The organism is Streptomyces sp. NPDC001980 (assembly GCF_040296885.1).
Classification (GTDB): Bacteria; Actinomycetota; Actinomycetes; order Streptomycetales; family Streptomycetaceae; genus Streptomyces.
This window is the reverse complement of record NZ_JBEOYD010000009.1, coordinates 324,486-338,878: the sequence shown is the minus strand read 5'-3', so window position 1 is coordinate 338,878 and position 14,393 is coordinate 324,486. Positions and strand designations below refer to the sequence as shown.

Below are 14,393 nucleotides of genomic sequence, written 5' to 3'. Positions count from 1 at the left end.
CGGAGGGAGTTGCCGAGGGTGTAGCCGAAGCCCGGCTCCAGCGGCTCGATCACGAAACGGGAGCGGAATTCGTCGACGACCTCTTCGGTCAACGAAGGACGCTGAGCGATCAGCATGTGTGGATCAGATCCTTCTTTCGTGGACGCCCGCTATTTGACGCCCGACGGAACCGCACCCGTGAGAGCGCGGGTACTGCAAGGGTACGGGCGGCACGACCCTTACGGGAGCCGTACCGCCCGAGCAGCCCTGCGGAGCGAGGTCAGACGCGACGACGCTTCGGCGGGCGGCAGCCGTTGTGCGGGGTCGGGGTGACGTCCTGGATGGAGCCGACCTCGAGGCCCGTGGCCTGCAGGGAACGGATCGCGGTCTCACGACCGGAACCCGGGCCCTTCACGAACACGTCGACCTTGCGCATGCCGTGCTCCTGGGCGCGGCGGGCAGCCGACTCGGCGGCCATCTGCGCGGCGAACGGCGTGGACTTCCGGGAGCCCTTGAAGCCGACGTGGCCGGCGGAGGCCCAGGAGATCACGTTGCCGGACGGGTCCGTGATGGAGACGATCGTGTTGTTGAACGTGCTCTTGATGTGCGCGTGGCCGTGAGCGACGTTCTTCTTTTCCTTGCGGCGCACCTTCTTGGCAGCGCCCTGACGACCCTTGGGGGGCATCTAGTAACTCCTACGGGGAGGTGGTCGGTCCTACAGCGAAGACCGCTGATGAAGCGTTGTCCGCTGCGGACTACTTCTTGCCCGGCTTCTTCTTACCGGCGATGGCGCGACGCGGGCCCTTGCGGGTGCGGGCGTTGGTGCTGGTGCGCTGACCGCGGACGGGCAGACCGCGACGGTGACGCAGACCCTGGTAGCAGCCGATCTCGACCTTGCGGCGGATGTCGGCCTGGATCTCGCGACGGAGGTCACCCTCGGTCTTGATGTTGTTGTCGACGTACTCGCGGATGGCGACCAGCTGCTCTTCGGTCAGGTCGCGAACGCGGGTGTTCGGGTCGATACCGGTCTCGGCCAGCGTCAGCTGGGAGAGCGTCCGGCCGATGCCGAACACGTAGGTGAGCGCGACCTCCACACGCTTTTCGCGCGGGATGTCAACACCGGAAACGCGTGCCACTTCAATGGCTCCTGGTGATCGTCGGAGGTCTTCCGCAGAACCGGTTCCCAGCCGCCGTACCAGGTACGAACTGGGTCCCCGGCCTCCGAACCGGGGGTGTCAGGCGCCTTCGGCGCCCGGGTCCTGCGTATGAACATATTCAGCTCGCGTCGCGCGAATCTCTGCGATGTCGATGCAGAGGGATTGGTCGTGCGTCAGCCCTGGCGCTGCTTGTGGCGCGGGTTCTCGCAGATGACCATGACCCGACCGTGACGGCGGATCACCCTGCACTTGTCGCAGATCTTCTTGACGCTCGGCTTGACCTTCATGGGATTGAGGTTCTCCGGGTCAGTTGCCGGCGGCCCCGCTCACACGGGACGTGGGCAAGATCTACTTGTATCGGTAGACGATCCGGCCACGCGTCAGGTCGTACGGAGACAGCTCCACCACGACCCGGTCGTCAGGGAGGATGCGGATGTAGTGCATACGCATCTTGCCGCTGATGTGTGCCAGGACCTGGTGGCCGTTCTGGAGCTCGACCTTGAACATGGCGTTCGGAAGAGACTCGACGACAGTGCCCTCGATCTCGATGGCACCTTGCTTCTTGGCCACGCTTCGCCCTTCGAATCGACTACCTTGATCGACTCACGAGGGGCATGCGGACATGCGGGTGCACGAGAGCCGACGAGTCAGTCTACGTCAGCCCCCGGAAAAAGACGAACTCACGCGTGGTCCACACCTGCCCATGACAATGCCCCGCCCGTCGGCAAGTTATGCGCGACGGACGGGGCGGGGCGAGCGGTCGTTCCCCCGACCGCTCGCTACTGCTTACTTCTTACTGCGAGCCGCTTACTTCTCGACGGTCTCGCAGGCGGTGCCGTCGTCGTGCGTGCCGTCCAGGAGCGCCTGCACGCAGATGTCGGTGCCGTCCTTCCAGTTCGCGTTGATCGGAACCCGGAAGTAGGTGAAGTGGTTGCCGTTGTTGTAGTACGTCGTCAGCGTCGAGTACTTCACGTAATTCATCTTCTCGGCGTAGATCTTGAACTTGCCGTGGAAGGTCTCGTCGCCCGAGTAGGCCTGGATCCAGTTGACCTTGAGGCCGGAGCCGTCGACCCGGACACAGGCGCCGCCGTGACACCCGGCCGCGGACGCGAACGCGGGCGCGGTGCCCGTCGTGATGGCCAGAGCGGCCGCTCCCGCGAGGATGCCGACCGTTCGCTTCAGAGTGGAACCCACCGTTTTCCCTTTCATCATGTGCATGACAGGGGAGCAGGCACAGCTCTGCGCGACCGCCCCCCTGCCGGTCGGCATTGATCATATCCTCATAGGTAGAACATAGGATCGATTCCCAGGGGGGCTTTATGATCTCTTTGCGATCTTCAGCCCAGCGGGTCGGGCGCCGCCGTGACCCCGTGCTCCGCCAGCTTCGCGCGGCCCCCGTCGGGAGCCGTCAACACCAGCGGACCCTCCTCCGTGAGGGCGACGGAGTGCTCCCAGTGCGAGGACCAGGTGCCGTCCGTGGTGATGACCGTCCAGTCGTCCTCGAGGACCTCGGTCTTGGGCGTGCCCAGGGAGACCATGGGTTCGATCGCGAGGCAGAAGCCGGTGACCAGCTTGGGGCCCTTGCCGCGGCGGCGGTCTACGTAGTTCAGCAGGTGCGGGTCCATGTGCATCTCGGTGCCGATGCCGTGGCCGCCGTAGTCCTCGATGATGCCGTAGCGGCCGCCGCCGGGCTTCGGCTGCCGGCGGATGTAGGTCTCGATGGCCCGGGAGACGTCGACCAGGCGGCTGCCCTGCTTGACGGCCGCGATGCCGGCCCACATCGACTCCTCGGTCACCCGGGACAGCTCGATCAGCTCCGGGGCGTGACCCGAGCCCACGAAGGCGGTGTAGGCGGCGTCACCGTGCCACCCGTCGACGATCGCGCCCGCGTCGACGGAGATGATGTCGCCGTCCTTCAGGACGACCTCGTCGGAGGGGATGCCGTGGACCACGACGTCGTTGACCGAGGTGCAGATCGTCGCGGGGAAACCGCCGTACCCGAGGAAGTTCGGCTTGGCACCGTGCTCGGCGAGCACCTTGCGGGCGACCTGGTCCAGGTCCCGGGTGGTGGCGCCGGGGACCGCGGCCTCGTGGGTCGCCGCGTGGATCGCGGCCACGACCAGCCCCGCCGCACGCATCTTGGCGATCTGCTCGGGGGTCTTGATCTGCACCATGGGCGGCCTGCGCTCTCCATCACTCACGTCGACTGGGTTACCTGTACAACAGTACGGCCGCGACACCCTGGGGTCCCCGGACGTGGTCCGGGGGAGGGCGCCGCGGCCGGAAGAACCGCGATCTAGTTGTTCTCGGCCTTCTCGCGCTTCAGCGCCTCCAGCGCCCGCTGGGTGATCTCGTCCACCGGACCCAGGGAGGAGATCGTCACGACCAGGCCCTGCGCCTTGTAGTAGTCGATGATCGGCTCGGTCTGCGTGTGGTAGACCTCGAGCCGGGTGCGGACGGTGTCCTCGGAGTCGTCGTCACGCTGGTACAGCTCGCCGCCGCAGATGTCGCACACGCCCTCCTGCTTCGGCGGGCTGTACGTCACGTGGAAGACGTGCGACGAGTCGTTGCGGCAGACGCGCCGGCCGGCGATCCGCTTGACGACCTCCGCCTCCGGGACCTCCAGGTCCAGGACGGCGTCCAGCTCGATGTCCTCGTCGCTCAGCAGCCGGTCCAGCGCCTCGGCCTGCGAGACGTTGCGCGGGAACCCGTCCAGCAGGAAGCCGTTCTGCGCGTCCGGCTGCTCCATGCGGTCCTTGGCCATGGCGACGGTGACCTCGTCGGGTACGAGGTTGCCGGCGTCCATGTAGGACTTGGCGAGCTTGCCGAGATCGGTCTGCTTACTGATGTTGGCGCGGAACAGGTCGCCCGTGGAGATGTGCGGAATGGCCAGCATCTCGGCGAGGCGGACGGCCTGCGTTCCCTTACCGGCACCCGGCGGCCCGACGAGGACGATACGCATCAGCGGAGGAACCCTTCGTAATTGCGCTGCTGGAGCTGGCTCTCGATCTGCTTCACCGTCTCAAGACCGACACCCACGATGATGAGGATGCTGGTCCCGCCGAACGGGAAGTTCTGGCTCGCCCCGAAGCCGACCAACGCCACTGTCGGTACGAGAGCGATCAGCCCCAAATACAGCGAACCCGGCCAGGTGATCCGGTTGAGCACGTACGACAGGTACTCAGCGGTCGGTCGGCCAGCCCGGATGCCCGGGATGAAGCCACCATACTTCTTCATGTTGTCGGCGACTTCCTCGGGGTTGAAGGAGATCGCCACGTAGAAGAACGCGAAGAAAACAATGAGCAGGAAGTACATGGTGATGTACGTGGGGCTGTCACCCTGCTTGGTCAGGTTCTGCTCGATCCAGCTCTTCCAGCCCGAGTTGCCGCCCGCGAACTGCGCCACGAGGGCCGGGATGTACAGCAGCGACGAGGCGAAGATGACGGGAATCACACCCGCCTGGTTCACCTTGAGCGGGATGTACGTGGACGTACCACCGTAGGAACGACGGCCGATCATGCGCTTCGCGTACTGCACCGGGATGCGGCGCTGGGCCTGCTCGACGAAGACGACGAGCCCGACCATGACCAGGCCGACCGCGATGACCGAGCCGAACTCGATCCAGCCGTCGGCCAGCGTGCCCTGCTTCTTGATGGCCCACAGCGCGGACGGGAAGGTCGCGGCGATCGAGATGAACATCAGGATCGACATGCCGTTGCCGATGCCGCGGTCGGTGATCAGCTCGCCGAGCCACATCACAACGGCCGTACCGGCGGTCATGCAGACGACCATGGTGATCGTCGTGAAGATCGACTGGTCCGGGACGATGCTCGACGCGACCGAGCAGCCGTTGAAGAGGGCGCCGCTGCGCGCGGTGGCGACCAGACCGGTGCCCTGAAGGATGGCCAGGGCCACGGTCAGGTACCGGGTGTACTGCGTGATCTTCGTCGTACCGGCCTGGCCCTCCTTCTTCAGGGCTTCCAGGCGCGGGATCACCACGGTCAGCAGCTGAAGGATGATGCTGGCCGTGATGTACGGCATGATGCCCAGCGCGAAGATGGTGATCTGCAGCAGCGCGCCGCCGCTGAACATGTTGATCATGCCGAAGAGACCCTGGTTGCCCGAGGCCTCCTTCACGCACTGCTGCACAGACGTGTAGTTCACACCCGGGATCGGGATGTGCGTACCGACCCGGTAGACCACGATGATGCCCAGCGTGAAGAGCAGCTTCTTGCGCAGGTCGGGCGTCCTGAACGCCCGGGCGAACGCGGTGAGCACGGTGCCTCCTGCGACCCCCGCGCAAGTGCGTCAAGGGTGACGGTCTTGAGGTTCGACGAATGGGAAAAAGAACAGTGCTGGCCACCTTACCGGCCGCACTGCCCCCCGAGGAACGACCAACCGGGGATACCCCATTGTGAGGTATCCCCGGTCGGGATTCGCTTACGTCATCGAGACGTCCGAAACGATCAGACGAGCTCGGTGACGGTGCCGCCGGCGGCGGTGATCTTCTCCTTGGCGGAGCCGGAGACGGCGTCGACCGTCACCTGCAGCGCCACGGAGACCTCACCCTGGCCGAGGACCTTGACGAGGCTGTTCTTGCGAACGGCACCCTTGGCGACGAGACCCTCGACGGTGACCTCGCCACCCTCCGGGTACAGCGCGGCCAGCTTGTCGAGGTTCACGACCTGGAACTCGGTCTTGAACGGGTTCTTGAAGCCCTTCAGCTTCGGAAGACGCATGTGGAGGGGCATCTGGCCACCCTCGAAGCGCTCCGGAACCTGGTAACGGGCCTTCGTACCCTTGGTACCACGACCGGCCGTCTTACCCTTCGACGCCTCACCACGACCGACACGGGTCTTGGCGGTCTTGGCGCCCGGGGCGGGACGGAGGTTGTGGATCTTGAGCGGGTTGTTCTCCGCCATGATCAGTCGACCTCCTCGACCGTCACGAGGTGGCGGACGGTGTGCACCATGCCGCGGAACTCGGGGCGGTCCTCCTTGACGACCACGGTGTTGATCCCCTTGAGACCAAGCGACCGCAGAGTGTCACGGTGGTTCTGCTTGCTGCCGATGTACGACTTCGTCTGCGTGACCTTGAGGCGAGCCATTACGCACCCGCTCCCGCACGCGCACGAAGCAGAGCCGCGGGGGCGACGTCCTCGAGGGGCAGACCACGGCGGGCCGCGATCTCCTCGGGACGCTGCAGGCCCTTCAGGGCCTCCACGGTCGCGTGCACGATGTTGATCGCGTTGTCGGAGCCGAGCGACTTCGACAGCACGTCGTGGATACCGGCGCACTCCAGGACGGCACGCACGGGACCACCGGCGATCACACCGGTACCCGGCGAGGCCGGCTTGAGGAGAACGACGCCGGCAGCCTTCTCACCCTGGATCGGGTGCGGGATGGTGCCCTGGATACGCGGGACCTTGAAGAAGTGCTTCTTGGCCTCCTCAACGCCCTTGGCGATGGCGGCCGGCACCTCCTTGGCCTTGCCGTAACCGACACCCACGGTGCCGTCACCGTCGCCCACCACGACCAGCGCGGTGAAGCTGAAGCGACGACCACCCTTCACAACCTTGGCGACGCGGTTGATCGCGACGACGCGCTCAACGTACGCGGTCTTCTCGGCGGCAGCAGCGCCGCCGTCACGGCCCTTCCGGTCCCGCCGCTCGCCGCCACCGGCACCGCCACCGCGGCGCTGGGGTCCAGCCATTGGATTACCTCTCTCTTTCCGCTAGCTACAAGCGGCTCAGAACTTGAGCCCGGCCTCGCGGGCGGCGTCCGCCAGGGCGGCAATGCGCCCGGCGTACTGGTTGCCACCACGGTCGAACACCACGGCCTCGACACCGGCGGCCTTGGCACGCTCGGCGACCAGGGCGCCGACCTGCTTGGCCTGCGCGGACTTGTCACCCTCGCCACCACGCACCGAGGTGTCCAGCGTGGACGCCGACGCCAGGGTGTGACCCTTGATGTCGTCGATCACCTGGGCCACGATGTGGCGGTTCGAGCGGGTAACGACCAGACGGGGACGCTCCGCCGTACCGGAAATGTTCTTACGGATCCGGATGTGACGGCGCTTGATCGCGGCGCGCTTGTAGGCGTCGCCCTTGAGGATCTTCTGTCCGTATGCCATGGCTTACTTACCCGCCTTTCCGACCTTGCGGCGGATGACTTCGCCCTCGTACTTGACGCCCTTGGCCTTGTACGGGTCGGGCTTGCGCAGCTTGCGGATGTTGGCCGCGACCTCGCCGACCTTCTGCTTGTCGATGCCCTCGACCGAGAAACGGGTCGGAGCCTCGACCTTGAAGGTGATGCCCTCGGGGGCCTCGACCAGAATCGGGTGGCTGTAACCGAGCGCGAACTCGAGGTTCGAGCCCTTGGCGGTCACGCGGTAACCGACACCGCTGATCTCGAGCTTCTTCACGTAACCCTGGGTCACGCCGGTGATCATGTTCGCCACCAGCGTGCGGGACAGGCCGTGCAGGGCCTTGCTCTGACGCTCGTCGTTGGGGCGGGTCACCGCGAGAGTGCCGTCCTCGCCCTTGGCGATGTCGATCGGAGCCACGATGGTGTGGGTCAGCTCGCCCTTGGGGCCCTTGACCTGCACCGTGCGGCCGTCGATGGTGACGTCCACGCCGGCGGGAACCGCGATGGGGAGCTTGCCGATACGCGACATAGCTGTTTCCTCCGTTCCCTTCTGCTACCAGACGTAGGCGAGGACTTCCCCGCCTACGCCCTTCTTGCCGGCCTGCTTGTCGGTGAGGAGCCCGTGCGACGTGGAGATGATCGCCACGCCGAGGCCGCCCAGCACCTTGGGCAGGGAGGTGGACTTCGCGTACACCCGGAGACCGGGCTTGGAGATCCGCTTGATGCCCGCGATGGAGCGCTCACGGTTGGGACCGAACTTCAGGTCCAGGACGAGGTTCTTGCCGACCTCGGCGTCCTCGACCTTCCAGCCCGTGATGAAGCCCTCCTGCTGGAGGATCTCCGCGATGTGAGACTTGATCTTGGACGCCGGCATCGTCACGGAGTCGTGGTACGCCGAGTTCGCGTTCCGCAGACGCGTCAGCATGTCTGCGATCGGATCAGTCATGGTCATGAATTGGCCTGTGGCCTCTCTCGCCGGGGTTTCCTGGTGCGCCATCCCTCTCCCCGATCCGAGACGGGACGGGTGCGGCGCGGTGGACCTACGGCGTAGTAAGTCGTACGGGCGACCGTCAGGCGCCCAACCCTCCAAGCCTAAGCCATGGAAGGGAGGGCGCCTGACACGCCCATTGCTTACCGAGAGCCCTGGGAATCCCTAAAAGGGGGATTACCAGGAGCTCTTGGTCACGCCCGGCAGCTCGCCACGGTGAGCCATCTCACGAAGGCACACGCGGCACAGGCCGAACTTGCGGTACACGGAGTGCGGACGGCCGCAGCGCTGGCAGCGCGTGTAGCCACGCACACCGAACTTGGGCTTGCGAGCAGCCTTGGCAATCAGAGCCTTCTTCGCCATCTCGCTCACGCCTCCTTGAACGGGAAGCCGAGGTGACGAAGGAGCGCGCGGCCCTCAGCGTCGTTGGTCGCCGTGGTGACCACGGTGATGTCCATACCCCGGGTACGGTCGATCTTGTCCTGGTCGATCTCGTGGAACATGACCTGCTCCGTGAGACCGAAGGTGTAGTTGCCACGGCCGTCGAACTGCTTGGGGGACAGACCACGGAAGTCGCGGATGCGCGGCAGCGCGAGCGACAGGGTGCGGTCCAGGAACTCCCACATGCGGTCGCCACGGAGCGTGACGTGGGCACCGATCGGCTGGCCCTCACGCAGCTTGAACTGCGCGATGGACTTGCGGGCCTTGGTGACCTGCGGCTTCTGGCCGGTGATCGTGGTGAGGTCGCGGATCGCGCCGTCGATCAGCTTGGAGTCGCGGGCGGCGTCGCCCACACCCATGTTGACCACGATCTTGACGAGGCCGGGGATCTGCATGACGTTCTCGTACTTGAACTCGTCACGCATCTTGCCCGCGATCTCCTCGCGGTACTTCAGCTTCAGACGCGGAGCAGTGGTGGTAGCCATCAGATGTCCTCACCCGTCCGCTTGGCAACGCGGATCTTGTTGCCTTCGTCGTCGAAGCGGTAACCGACACGCGTGACGACCTTGTTGCCGTCCTTCTCAACGACCAGCTGGACGTTGGAGACGTGGACGGGCGCCTCGGTCGTGACGATGCCGCCGGCCTGCGAACCGCGAGCGGTCGGGCCGGCCTTGGTGTGCTTCTTGACCCGGTTGACACCCTCGACCAGGACCCGGTCCTCGCGGGGGTAGGCCGCGATGACCTTGCCCTGCTTGCCCTTGTCCTTACCGGTGATGACCTGGACCAGGTCGCCCTTCTTGATCTTCATGCTTACAGCACCTCCGGAGCCAGCGAGATGATCTTCATGAACTTCTTCTCGCGCAGCTCACGGCCGACCGGGCCGAAGATACGGGTGCCACGAGGGTCGCCGTCGTTCTTCAGAATGACAGCGGCGTTCTCGTCGAAGCGGATGTACGAGCCGTCCGGACGGCGGCGCTCCTTGACGGTGCGAACGATGACCGCCTTGATGACGTCACCCTTCTTCACGTTGCCGCCGGGGATCGCGTCCTTGACGGTGGCGACGATGACGTCACCGATGCCCGCGTAGCGGCGACCGGAGCCACCGAGCACACGGATGCAAAGGATCTCCTTCGCACCAGTGTTGTCGGCGACACGCAGTCGCGACTCCTGCTGGATCACGTCTATCTCCTGTTTGTCTGCCGGTTCCCGGCAGGGGTCCTGTTACGGAACCCCTGCCGAGCCTGGCGGAACTGTCCTGCGAGGAATGCCCCGCAGGAGACTTACTTGGCCTTCTCGAGGATCTCGACGACGCGCCAGCGCTTCGTCGCGGACAGCGGCCGGGTCTCCATGAGGAGGACACGGTCGCCGACACCCGCGGCGTTCTGCTCGTCGTGCGCCTTGAGCTTGTTCGTACGGCGGATGACCTTGCCGTACAGCGCGTGCTTGACGCGGTCCTCGACGGCGACGACGACGGTCTTGTCCATCTTGTCGCTGACGACGAGACCCTCACGGGTCTTGCGGAAGCTGTCGCGCGCCTCAGTGTTCTCAGTCACGTTGCTCTCGCTCATCAGGCGCTCTCCACCGTCTCGATGCCCAGCTCGCGCTCACGCATCAGGGTGTAGATCCGCGCGATGTCCTTACGGACGGCCTTGAGCCGACCGTGGTTCTCGAGCTGACCCGTCGCCGCCTGGAAGCGGAGGTTGAACAGCTCTTCCTTGGCCTCGCGGAGCTTGCCCAGAAGCTCCTCGTTGCCCAGCTCGCGCAGCTCGGACGCCTTGGTACCGGCCGACATCACGCTTCACCTGCCTCGCGCTTGACGATCCGGCACTTCATCGGCAGCTTGTGGGCTGCGCGAGTCAGGGCCTCACGGGCGATCTTCTCGTTGGGGTAGGACAGCTCGAACATGACCCGGCCCGGGTGCACGTTCGCGATCCACCACTCCGGAGAACCCTTACCGGAACCCATGCGGGTCTCGGCAGGCTTCTTCGTCAGCGGGCGGTCCGGGTAGATGTTGATCCAGACCTTGCCGCCACGCTTGATGTGGCGGGTCATCGCGATACGGGCCGCCTCGATCTGGCGGTTGGTCACGTACGCCGGCGTGAGGGCCTGGATGCCGTACTCGCCGAACGCGACCGTCGTACCGCCCTTGGCCTCACCGCGACGCTTCGGGTGGTGCTGCTTGCGGTGCTTGACCCTACGGGGGATCAGCATGTCGGTCAGGCCTCCGTTCCGGTGCTCTCAGCAGCCGGAGCGGCAGCGGCCTCGGCCTGGGGGGCCTCGGCAGCGGGAGCCTGCTGCGGCTTGCGACCGCGCCGCTCGCCACCACGGCCACCACGGGCCGGGCGGTCACCAGCGCCACCGCCACGGGCCGGGCGGTTGCCGGCGCGGGCAGCGGCGTTCTCGGCGCGGACCTCGGCGATGTTCTTGACGTCGCCCTTGTAGATCCAGACCTTCACACCGATACGGCCGAAGGTCGTCTTGGCCTCGAAGAAGCCGTAGTCCACGTTCGCGCGGAGCGTGTGCAGGGGCACACGGCCCTCGCGGTAGAACTCCGAGCGGGACATCTCGGCGCCGCCGAGGCGGCCGCCGCACTGGATCTTGATGCCCTTGGCGCCGGCCTTCATCGCCGACTGCATGCTCTTACGCATGGCGCGGCGGAAGGAGACGCGGGAGGAGAGCTGCTCGGCAACGGCCTGCGCAACCAGCTGAGCGTCGGTCTCGGGGTTCTTGACCTCGAGGATGTTCAGCTGGACCTGCTTGCCCGTGAGCTTCTCGAGGTCGCCGCGGATGCGGTCGGCCTCGGCGCCACGGCGGCCGATGACGATGCCCGGACGAGCGGTGTGGATGTCCACCCGCACGCGGTCACGGGTGCGCTCGATCTCAACCTTCGAGATACCGGCGCGCTCCATGCCGGACGTCATCATCCGACGGATGGCGACGTCTTCCTTGACGTAGTCCTTGTACAGCTTGTCGGCGTACCACCGGGACTTGAAGTCCGTGGTGATGCCGAGCCGGAACCCATGCGGGTTAACCTTCTGGCCCATTACCGGGTTCCTTCCTTGCTGCTGACGACCACGGTGATGTGGCTGGTCCGCTTGCGGATCCGGTAGGCACGGCCCTGGGCGCGCGGCCGGAACCGCTTCAGGGTCGGGCCCTCGTCGACGTACGCCTCGGAGATGAAGAGGCTGTCGGCGTCGGTGTGGTCGTAGTTGTGCGCGGCGTTGGCGATGGCGCTGTCGAGCACCTTGCCGACCGGCACGGAGGCTGCCTGCGGAGCGAATCGCAGAACAGCCTGAGCCTCCGTGGCGTCCATGCCACGGATAAGGTCCACCACGCGGCGGGCCTTCATGGGCGTAACGCGGATGTACCGCGCCTGGGCCCTGGCTTCCATGGTTGTCCCTCTCAGTTACTTACGTGTCTGAATGCGATCCGCTACTAGCGGCGCTTCGACTTCCGGTCGTCCTTGACGTGGCCCCGGAAGGTGCGGGTCGGCGAGAACTCGCCGAGCTTGTGGCCGACCATCGACTCGGTGACGAACACCGGGATGTGGGTCTTGCCGTTGTGCACCGCGATCGTGTGGCCGAGCATGGCCGGGACGATCATCGAGCGACGGGACCAGGTCTTGATGACGTTCTTGGTGCCGGCTTCGTTCTGGACATCCACCTTCTTGATCAGGTGGTCGTCTACGAAGGGCCCCTTCTTCAAGCTACGAGGCATCTCAACCAGTCCTTAACGCTTCTTGTTCGTCTTGCGGCGGCGGACGATGTACTTGTTCGACGCCTTCTTGGGCGAACGAGTACGACCTTCCTTCTTGCCCCACGGGGACACGGGGTGACGACCACCGGACGTCCGGCCCTCACCACCACCGTGCGGGTGGTCGACCGGGTTCATGACGACACCACGGACGGTCGGGCGAACGCCCAGCCACCGCTTGCGGCCGGCCTTGCCCCAGTTGATGTTCGACTGCTCGGCGTTGCCGACCTCACCGACGGTGGCGCGGCAGCGCGCGTCCACCATGCGGATCTCGCCGGACGGCATACGGAGGGTCGCCATGGCGCCCTCACGGGCGAGCAGCTGCACCGAGGCACCCGCGGAGCGGGCGAACTTGGCACCGCCACCGGGACGGAGCTCGATCGCGTGGATCGTGGTACCGACCGGGATGTTGCGGAGGGCCAGGTTGTTGCCCGGCTTGATGTCGGCCCCGGGACCGTTCTCCACGGTGTCGCCCTGCCGCAGGTTGCGCGGGGCGAGGATGTAGCGCTTCTCGCCGTCCGCGTAGTGCAGCAGCGCGATGCGCGCGGTGCGGTTGGGGTCGTACTCGATGTGCGCGACCTTCGCCGGCACGCCGTCCTTGTCGTGACGACGGAAGTCGATCACTCGGAAGGCGCGCTTGTGTCCGCCACCCTGGTGGCGAACGGTCACACGACCGGCGTTGTTACGGCCGCCCTTGCTGTGCAGCGGGCGGACCAGCGACTTCTCCGGCGTGGACCGCGTGACCTCGACGAAGTCGGCGACGCTGGCGCCACGACGGCCCGGCGTAGTCGGCTTGTACTTGCGGATTCCCATTTCTCAGTCCTCGTCCGATATCGGACGATCCGACCCGCTTACGCGGACGGACCGCCGAAGATGTCGATACGGTCGCCCTCGGCGAGGGTCACGATCGCGCGCTTGGAGCCCGCGCGCTGACCGAAACCGGTCTTGGTGCGCTTGCGCTTGCCCTGGCGGTTGAGGGTGTTGACCCCGGTGACCTTGACCGAGAAGACCGCCTGGACGGCCTGCTTGATCTGGGTCTTGTTGGCGCCCGGGGCGACGACGAACGTGTACTTGTTCTCGTCCAGGAGCGCGTAGCTCTTCTCCGAGACGACCGGCTTCAGCAGCACGTCACGGGGGTCCGTGAACGACTTGCTGAGCGGGGTCTCGACGGTGTTCTTGCCCTCGGCCTCGTGGCGGCGCGCCTTGGCGACGCGCGCGGCCTTGGCGGCCTTGGCGGCCTTCGAGGCGATGCTGGGGTGACGGATAGCCATCAGACCTCGGTCCCTTCGGTGTCGTTGGCCTTCGGGCCGGCGACGAAGGACTCGAGAGCGGCCTGGGTGAAGACCACGTCGTCCGAGACGATCACGTCGTACGTGTTCAGCTGGCCCGGCTCCAGGATGTGGACCTGGGGCAGGTTGCGGGCGGAGAGCCACGCGGCCTCGTCGGCGCGGTCGACGACCAGGAGCAGGTTCTTGCGCTCCGAGATCTTGCCGAACAGCGTGCGAGCGGCCTTGGTGCTGGGGGTCTCGCCCTCGATCACGCCGGTGACGACGTGAATGCGGTTGTGGCGGGCCCGGTCGGTGAGGGCGTGACGCAGAGCGGCAGCCTTCATCTTCTTCGGGGTCCGCTGCGAGTAGTCACGCGGCTGCGGGCCGTGGACGACGCCACCGCCGGCGAACTGCGGCGCGCGGGTCGAGCCCTGACGGGCGCGGCCGGTGCCCTTCTGGCGGTAAGGCTTCTTGCCACCACCACGGACCTCGCCACGGGTCTTCGTCTTGTGCGTGCCCTGGCGGGCGGCCGCGTTCTGCGCGACGACGACCTGGTGGATCAGCGGGATGCTGACCTTCTCCACGCCGAAGATCTCCGCGGGGAGCTCGACGCTACCGGTCTTCTCGCCGGCAGGCGAAAGGATGTCAACAGTGCTCATCG

General features: G+C 66.1%; 27 protein-coding genes and 1 pseudogene. All 28 read right to left on the bottom strand.

Annotated elements, in window-relative coordinates:
- Nucleotides 1-116 (bottom strand): annotated as a pseudogene (locus ABT137_RS17300) (DNA-directed RNA polymerase subunit alpha); the annotation flags it as partial.
- A 143-nt stretch (nt 117-259) separates the two neighbouring features.
- Nucleotides 260-664, bottom strand: a complete 405-nt coding sequence (rpsK, locus tag ABT137_RS17295) for a 30S ribosomal protein S11 (protein WP_003956432.1) — start codon at nt 662-664, stop codon at nt 260-262.
- Between the two features lie 70 nt (nt 665-734).
- Entirely contained in the window at nt 735-1,115 is a 381-nt protein-coding gene (rpsM, locus tag ABT137_RS17290; RefSeq protein WP_020941684.1) for a 30S ribosomal protein S13, read from the bottom strand.
- Nucleotides 1,116-1,309: 194 nt separating this feature from the next.
- Entirely contained in the window at nt 1,310-1,423 is a 114-nt protein-coding gene (gene rpmJ / locus ABT137_RS17285; RefSeq protein WP_003998809.1) for a 50S ribosomal protein L36, read from the bottom strand.
- Between the two features lie 61 nt (nt 1,424-1,484).
- Nucleotides 1,485-1,706 carry a translation initiation factor IF-1 gene (gene infA, locus ABT137_RS17280; protein WP_003948620.1) on the bottom strand — a complete coding sequence of 74 codons (222 nt, stop codon included), beginning with the start codon at nt 1,704-1,706 and terminating at the stop codon, nt 1,485-1,487.
- Nucleotides 1,707-1,943: 237 nt separating this feature from the next.
- Nucleotides 1,944-2,330 (bottom strand): hypothetical protein, encoded by a 387-nt coding sequence (locus ABT137_RS17275; protein ID WP_351709203.1) that lies wholly within the window; start codon nt 2,328-2,330, stop codon nt 1,944-1,946.
- Nucleotides 2,331-2,473: 143 nt separating this feature from the next.
- A complete protein-coding gene (map, locus tag ABT137_RS17270; protein ID WP_351709249.1) occupies nt 2,474-3,310 on the bottom strand; it encodes a type I methionyl aminopeptidase in 837 nt (278 codons plus the stop codon).
- A gap of 122 nt (nt 3,311-3,432) precedes the next feature.
- On the bottom strand, nt 3,433-4,098 hold the full coding sequence (locus ABT137_RS17265; RefSeq protein WP_351709200.1) for an adenylate kinase: 666 nt from the start codon (nt 4,096-4,098) through the stop codon (nt 3,433-3,435).
- Complete coding sequence (secY, locus tag ABT137_RS17260) at nt 4,098-5,414, bottom strand: preprotein translocase subunit SecY (protein WP_351709197.1); 1,317 nt, start codon at nt 5,412-5,414, stop codon at nt 4,098-4,100. Before secY ends, ABT137_RS17265 begins: the two co-directional genes overlap by 1 nt.
- A 188-nt stretch (nt 5,415-5,602) precedes the next feature.
- Complete coding sequence (rplO, locus tag ABT137_RS17255) at nt 5,603-6,058, bottom strand: 50S ribosomal protein L15 (RefSeq protein WP_007443991.1); 456 nt, start codon at nt 6,056-6,058, stop codon at nt 5,603-5,605.
- Nucleotides 6,059-6,060: 2 nt separating this feature from the next.
- Nucleotides 6,061-6,243, bottom strand: a complete 183-nt coding sequence (gene rpmD, locus ABT137_RS17250; protein WP_006376032.1) for a 50S ribosomal protein L30 — start codon at nt 6,241-6,243, stop codon at nt 6,061-6,063.
- Nucleotides 6,243-6,848: a 30S ribosomal protein S5 gene (gene rpsE, locus ABT137_RS17245; protein WP_009190144.1), complete on the bottom strand. Its 606-nt coding sequence runs from the start codon at nt 6,846-6,848 to the stop codon at nt 6,243-6,245. The genes rpmD and rpsE overlap by 1 nt, the downstream gene beginning before the upstream one ends.
- Nucleotides 6,849-6,884: 36 nt before the next feature.
- On the bottom strand, nt 6,885-7,268 hold the full coding sequence (gene rplR, locus ABT137_RS17240; protein ID WP_089099426.1) for a 50S ribosomal protein L18: 384 nt from the start codon (nt 7,266-7,268) through the stop codon (nt 6,885-6,887).
- Between the two features lie 3 nt (nt 7,269-7,271).
- Nucleotides 7,272-7,811, bottom strand: a complete 540-nt coding sequence (gene rplF / locus ABT137_RS17235; protein ID WP_089099427.1) for a 50S ribosomal protein L6 — start codon at nt 7,809-7,811, stop codon at nt 7,272-7,274.
- 24 nt (nt 7,812-7,835) lie between these two features.
- Nucleotides 7,836-8,234 (bottom strand): 30S ribosomal protein S8, encoded by a 399-nt coding sequence (gene rpsH / locus ABT137_RS17230; protein ID WP_089099428.1) that lies wholly within the window; start codon nt 8,232-8,234, stop codon nt 7,836-7,838.
- A gap of 213 nt (nt 8,235-8,447) precedes the next feature.
- Complete coding sequence (locus tag ABT137_RS17225; protein WP_003948630.1) at nt 8,448-8,633, bottom strand: type Z 30S ribosomal protein S14; 186 nt, start codon at nt 8,631-8,633, stop codon at nt 8,448-8,450.
- 5 nt (nt 8,634-8,638) lie between these two features.
- The gene (gene rplE / locus ABT137_RS17220) at nt 8,639-9,196 is read right to left on the bottom strand and encodes a 50S ribosomal protein L5 (RefSeq protein WP_351709192.1); all 558 of its coding nucleotides are present in this window, start codon (nt 9,194-9,196) and stop codon (nt 8,639-8,641) included.
- Entirely contained in the window at nt 9,196-9,519 is a 324-nt protein-coding gene (gene rplX / locus ABT137_RS17215; RefSeq protein WP_030967306.1) for a 50S ribosomal protein L24, read from the bottom strand. The genes rplE and rplX overlap by 1 nt, the downstream gene beginning before the upstream one ends.
- Before the next feature lie 2 nt (nt 9,520-9,521).
- A complete protein-coding gene (gene rplN / locus ABT137_RS17210) occupies nt 9,522-9,890 on the bottom strand; it encodes a 50S ribosomal protein L14 (protein ID WP_003992364.1) in 369 nt (122 codons plus the stop codon).
- Between the two features lie 101 nt (nt 9,891-9,991).
- Nucleotides 9,992-10,279, bottom strand: a complete 288-nt coding sequence (gene rpsQ, locus ABT137_RS17205; protein WP_089099430.1) for a 30S ribosomal protein S17 — start codon at nt 10,277-10,279, stop codon at nt 9,992-9,994.
- Nucleotides 10,279-10,503, bottom strand: coding sequence for a 50S ribosomal protein L29 (gene rpmC, locus ABT137_RS17200; RefSeq protein ID WP_030174543.1), 225 nt, complete (start codon nt 10,501-10,503; stop codon nt 10,279-10,281). The genes rpsQ and rpmC overlap by 1 nt, the downstream gene beginning before the upstream one ends.
- Nucleotides 10,503-10,922 carry a 50S ribosomal protein L16 gene (gene rplP, locus ABT137_RS17195; RefSeq protein WP_030788270.1) on the bottom strand — a complete coding sequence of 140 codons (420 nt, stop codon included), beginning with the start codon at nt 10,920-10,922 and terminating at the stop codon, nt 10,503-10,505. The genes rpmC and rplP overlap by 1 nt, the downstream gene beginning before the upstream one ends.
- A 5-nt stretch (nt 10,923-10,927) precedes the next feature.
- Complete coding sequence (gene rpsC / locus ABT137_RS17190) at nt 10,928-11,755, bottom strand: 30S ribosomal protein S3 (protein ID WP_217549193.1); 828 nt, start codon at nt 11,753-11,755, stop codon at nt 10,928-10,930.
- Complete coding sequence (gene rplV, locus ABT137_RS17185) at nt 11,755-12,102, bottom strand: 50S ribosomal protein L22 (protein WP_003974262.1); 348 nt, start codon at nt 12,100-12,102, stop codon at nt 11,755-11,757. The genes rpsC and rplV overlap by 1 nt, the downstream gene beginning before the upstream one ends.
- A gap of 44 nt (nt 12,103-12,146) precedes the next feature.
- Nucleotides 12,147-12,428, bottom strand: a complete 282-nt coding sequence (gene rpsS, locus ABT137_RS17180; protein WP_003948639.1) for a 30S ribosomal protein S19 — start codon at nt 12,426-12,428, stop codon at nt 12,147-12,149.
- 12 nt (nt 12,429-12,440) lie between these two features.
- On the bottom strand, nt 12,441-13,277 hold the full coding sequence (rplB, locus tag ABT137_RS17175; RefSeq protein WP_351709186.1) for a 50S ribosomal protein L2: 837 nt from the start codon (nt 13,275-13,277) through the stop codon (nt 12,441-12,443).
- Between the two features lie 38 nt (nt 13,278-13,315).
- Nucleotides 13,316-13,735, bottom strand: a complete 420-nt coding sequence (gene rplW / locus ABT137_RS17170) for a 50S ribosomal protein L23 (RefSeq protein ID WP_351709183.1) — start codon at nt 13,733-13,735, stop codon at nt 13,316-13,318.
- Complete coding sequence (rplD, locus tag ABT137_RS17165; protein WP_123974799.1) at nt 13,735-14,391, bottom strand: 50S ribosomal protein L4; 657 nt, start codon at nt 14,389-14,391, stop codon at nt 13,735-13,737. Before rplD ends, rplW begins: the two co-directional genes overlap by 1 nt.
- Nucleotides 14,392-14,393 lie beyond the last annotated feature (2 nt).

What these genes read in the sequence shown, in the direction of transcription:
- rpsK (WP_003956432.1), bottom strand. Translation starts at nt 664, where the DNA reads ATGCCCCCCAAGGGTCGTCAGGGCGCTGCCAAGAAGGTGCGCCGCAAG.
- rpmJ (WP_003998809.1), bottom strand. Translation starts at nt 1,423, where the DNA reads ATGAAGGTCAAGCCGAGCGTCAAGAAGATCTGCGACAAGTGCAGGGTG.
- map (WP_351709249.1), bottom strand. Translation starts at nt 3,310, where the DNA reads ATGGTGCAGATCAAGACCCCCGAGCAGATCGCCAAGATGCGTGCGGCG.
- ABT137_RS17265 (WP_351709200.1), bottom strand. Translation starts at nt 4,098, where the DNA reads ATGCGTATCGTCCTCGTCGGGCCGCCGGGTGCCGGTAAGGGAACGCAG.
- rplO (WP_007443991.1), bottom strand. Translation starts at nt 6,058, where the DNA reads ATGGCGGAGAACAACCCGCTCAAGATCCACAACCTCCGTCCCGCCCCG.
- rpmD (WP_006376032.1), bottom strand. Translation starts at nt 6,243, where the DNA reads ATGGCTCGCCTCAAGGTCACGCAGACGAAGTCGTACATCGGCAGCAAG.
- rpsE (WP_009190144.1), bottom strand. Translation starts at nt 6,848, where the DNA reads ATGGCTGGACCCCAGCGCCGCGGTGGCGGTGCCGGTGGCGGCGAGCGG.
- rplR (WP_089099426.1), bottom strand. Translation starts at nt 7,268, where the DNA reads ATGGCATACGGACAGAAGATCCTCAAGGGCGACGCCTACAAGCGCGCC.
- rplF (WP_089099427.1), bottom strand. Translation starts at nt 7,811, where the DNA reads ATGTCGCGTATCGGCAAGCTCCCCATCGCGGTTCCCGCCGGCGTGGAC.
- rpsH (WP_089099428.1), bottom strand. Translation starts at nt 8,234, where the DNA reads ATGACCATGACTGATCCGATCGCAGACATGCTGACGCGTCTGCGGAAC.
- ABT137_RS17225 (WP_003948630.1), bottom strand. Translation starts at nt 8,633, where the DNA reads ATGGCGAAGAAGGCTCTGATTGCCAAGGCTGCTCGCAAGCCCAAGTTC.
- rplE (WP_351709192.1), bottom strand. Translation starts at nt 9,196, where the DNA reads ATGGCTACCACCACTGCTCCGCGTCTGAAGCTGAAGTACCGCGAGGAG.
- rplX (WP_030967306.1), bottom strand. Translation starts at nt 9,519, where the DNA reads ATGAAGATCAAGAAGGGCGACCTGGTCCAGGTCATCACCGGTAAGGAC.
- rpsQ (WP_089099430.1), bottom strand. Translation starts at nt 10,279, where the DNA reads ATGAGCGAGAGCAACGTGACTGAGAACACTGAGGCGCGCGACAGCTTC.
- rpmC (WP_030174543.1), bottom strand. Translation starts at nt 10,503, where the DNA reads ATGTCGGCCGGTACCAAGGCGTCCGAGCTGCGCGAGCTGGGCAACGAG.
- rplP (WP_030788270.1), bottom strand. Translation starts at nt 10,922, where the DNA reads ATGCTGATCCCCCGTAGGGTCAAGCACCGCAAGCAGCACCACCCGAAG.
- rpsC (WP_217549193.1), bottom strand. Translation starts at nt 11,755, where the DNA reads ATGGGCCAGAAGGTTAACCCGCATGGGTTCCGGCTCGGCATCACCACG.
- rplV (WP_003974262.1), bottom strand. Translation starts at nt 12,102, where the DNA reads ATGGAAGCCAGGGCCCAGGCGCGGTACATCCGCGTTACGCCCATGAAG.
- rpsS (WP_003948639.1), bottom strand. Translation starts at nt 12,428, where the DNA reads ATGCCTCGTAGCTTGAAGAAGGGGCCCTTCGTAGACGACCACCTGATC.
- rplB (WP_351709186.1), bottom strand. Translation starts at nt 13,277, where the DNA reads ATGGGAATCCGCAAGTACAAGCCGACTACGCCGGGCCGTCGTGGCGCC.
- rplW (WP_351709183.1), bottom strand. Translation starts at nt 13,735, where the DNA reads ATGGCTATCCGTCACCCCAGCATCGCCTCGAAGGCCGCCAAGGCCGCC.
- rplD (WP_123974799.1), bottom strand. Translation starts at nt 14,391, where the DNA reads ATGAGCACTGTTGACATCCTTTCGCCTGCCGGCGAGAAGACCGGTAGC.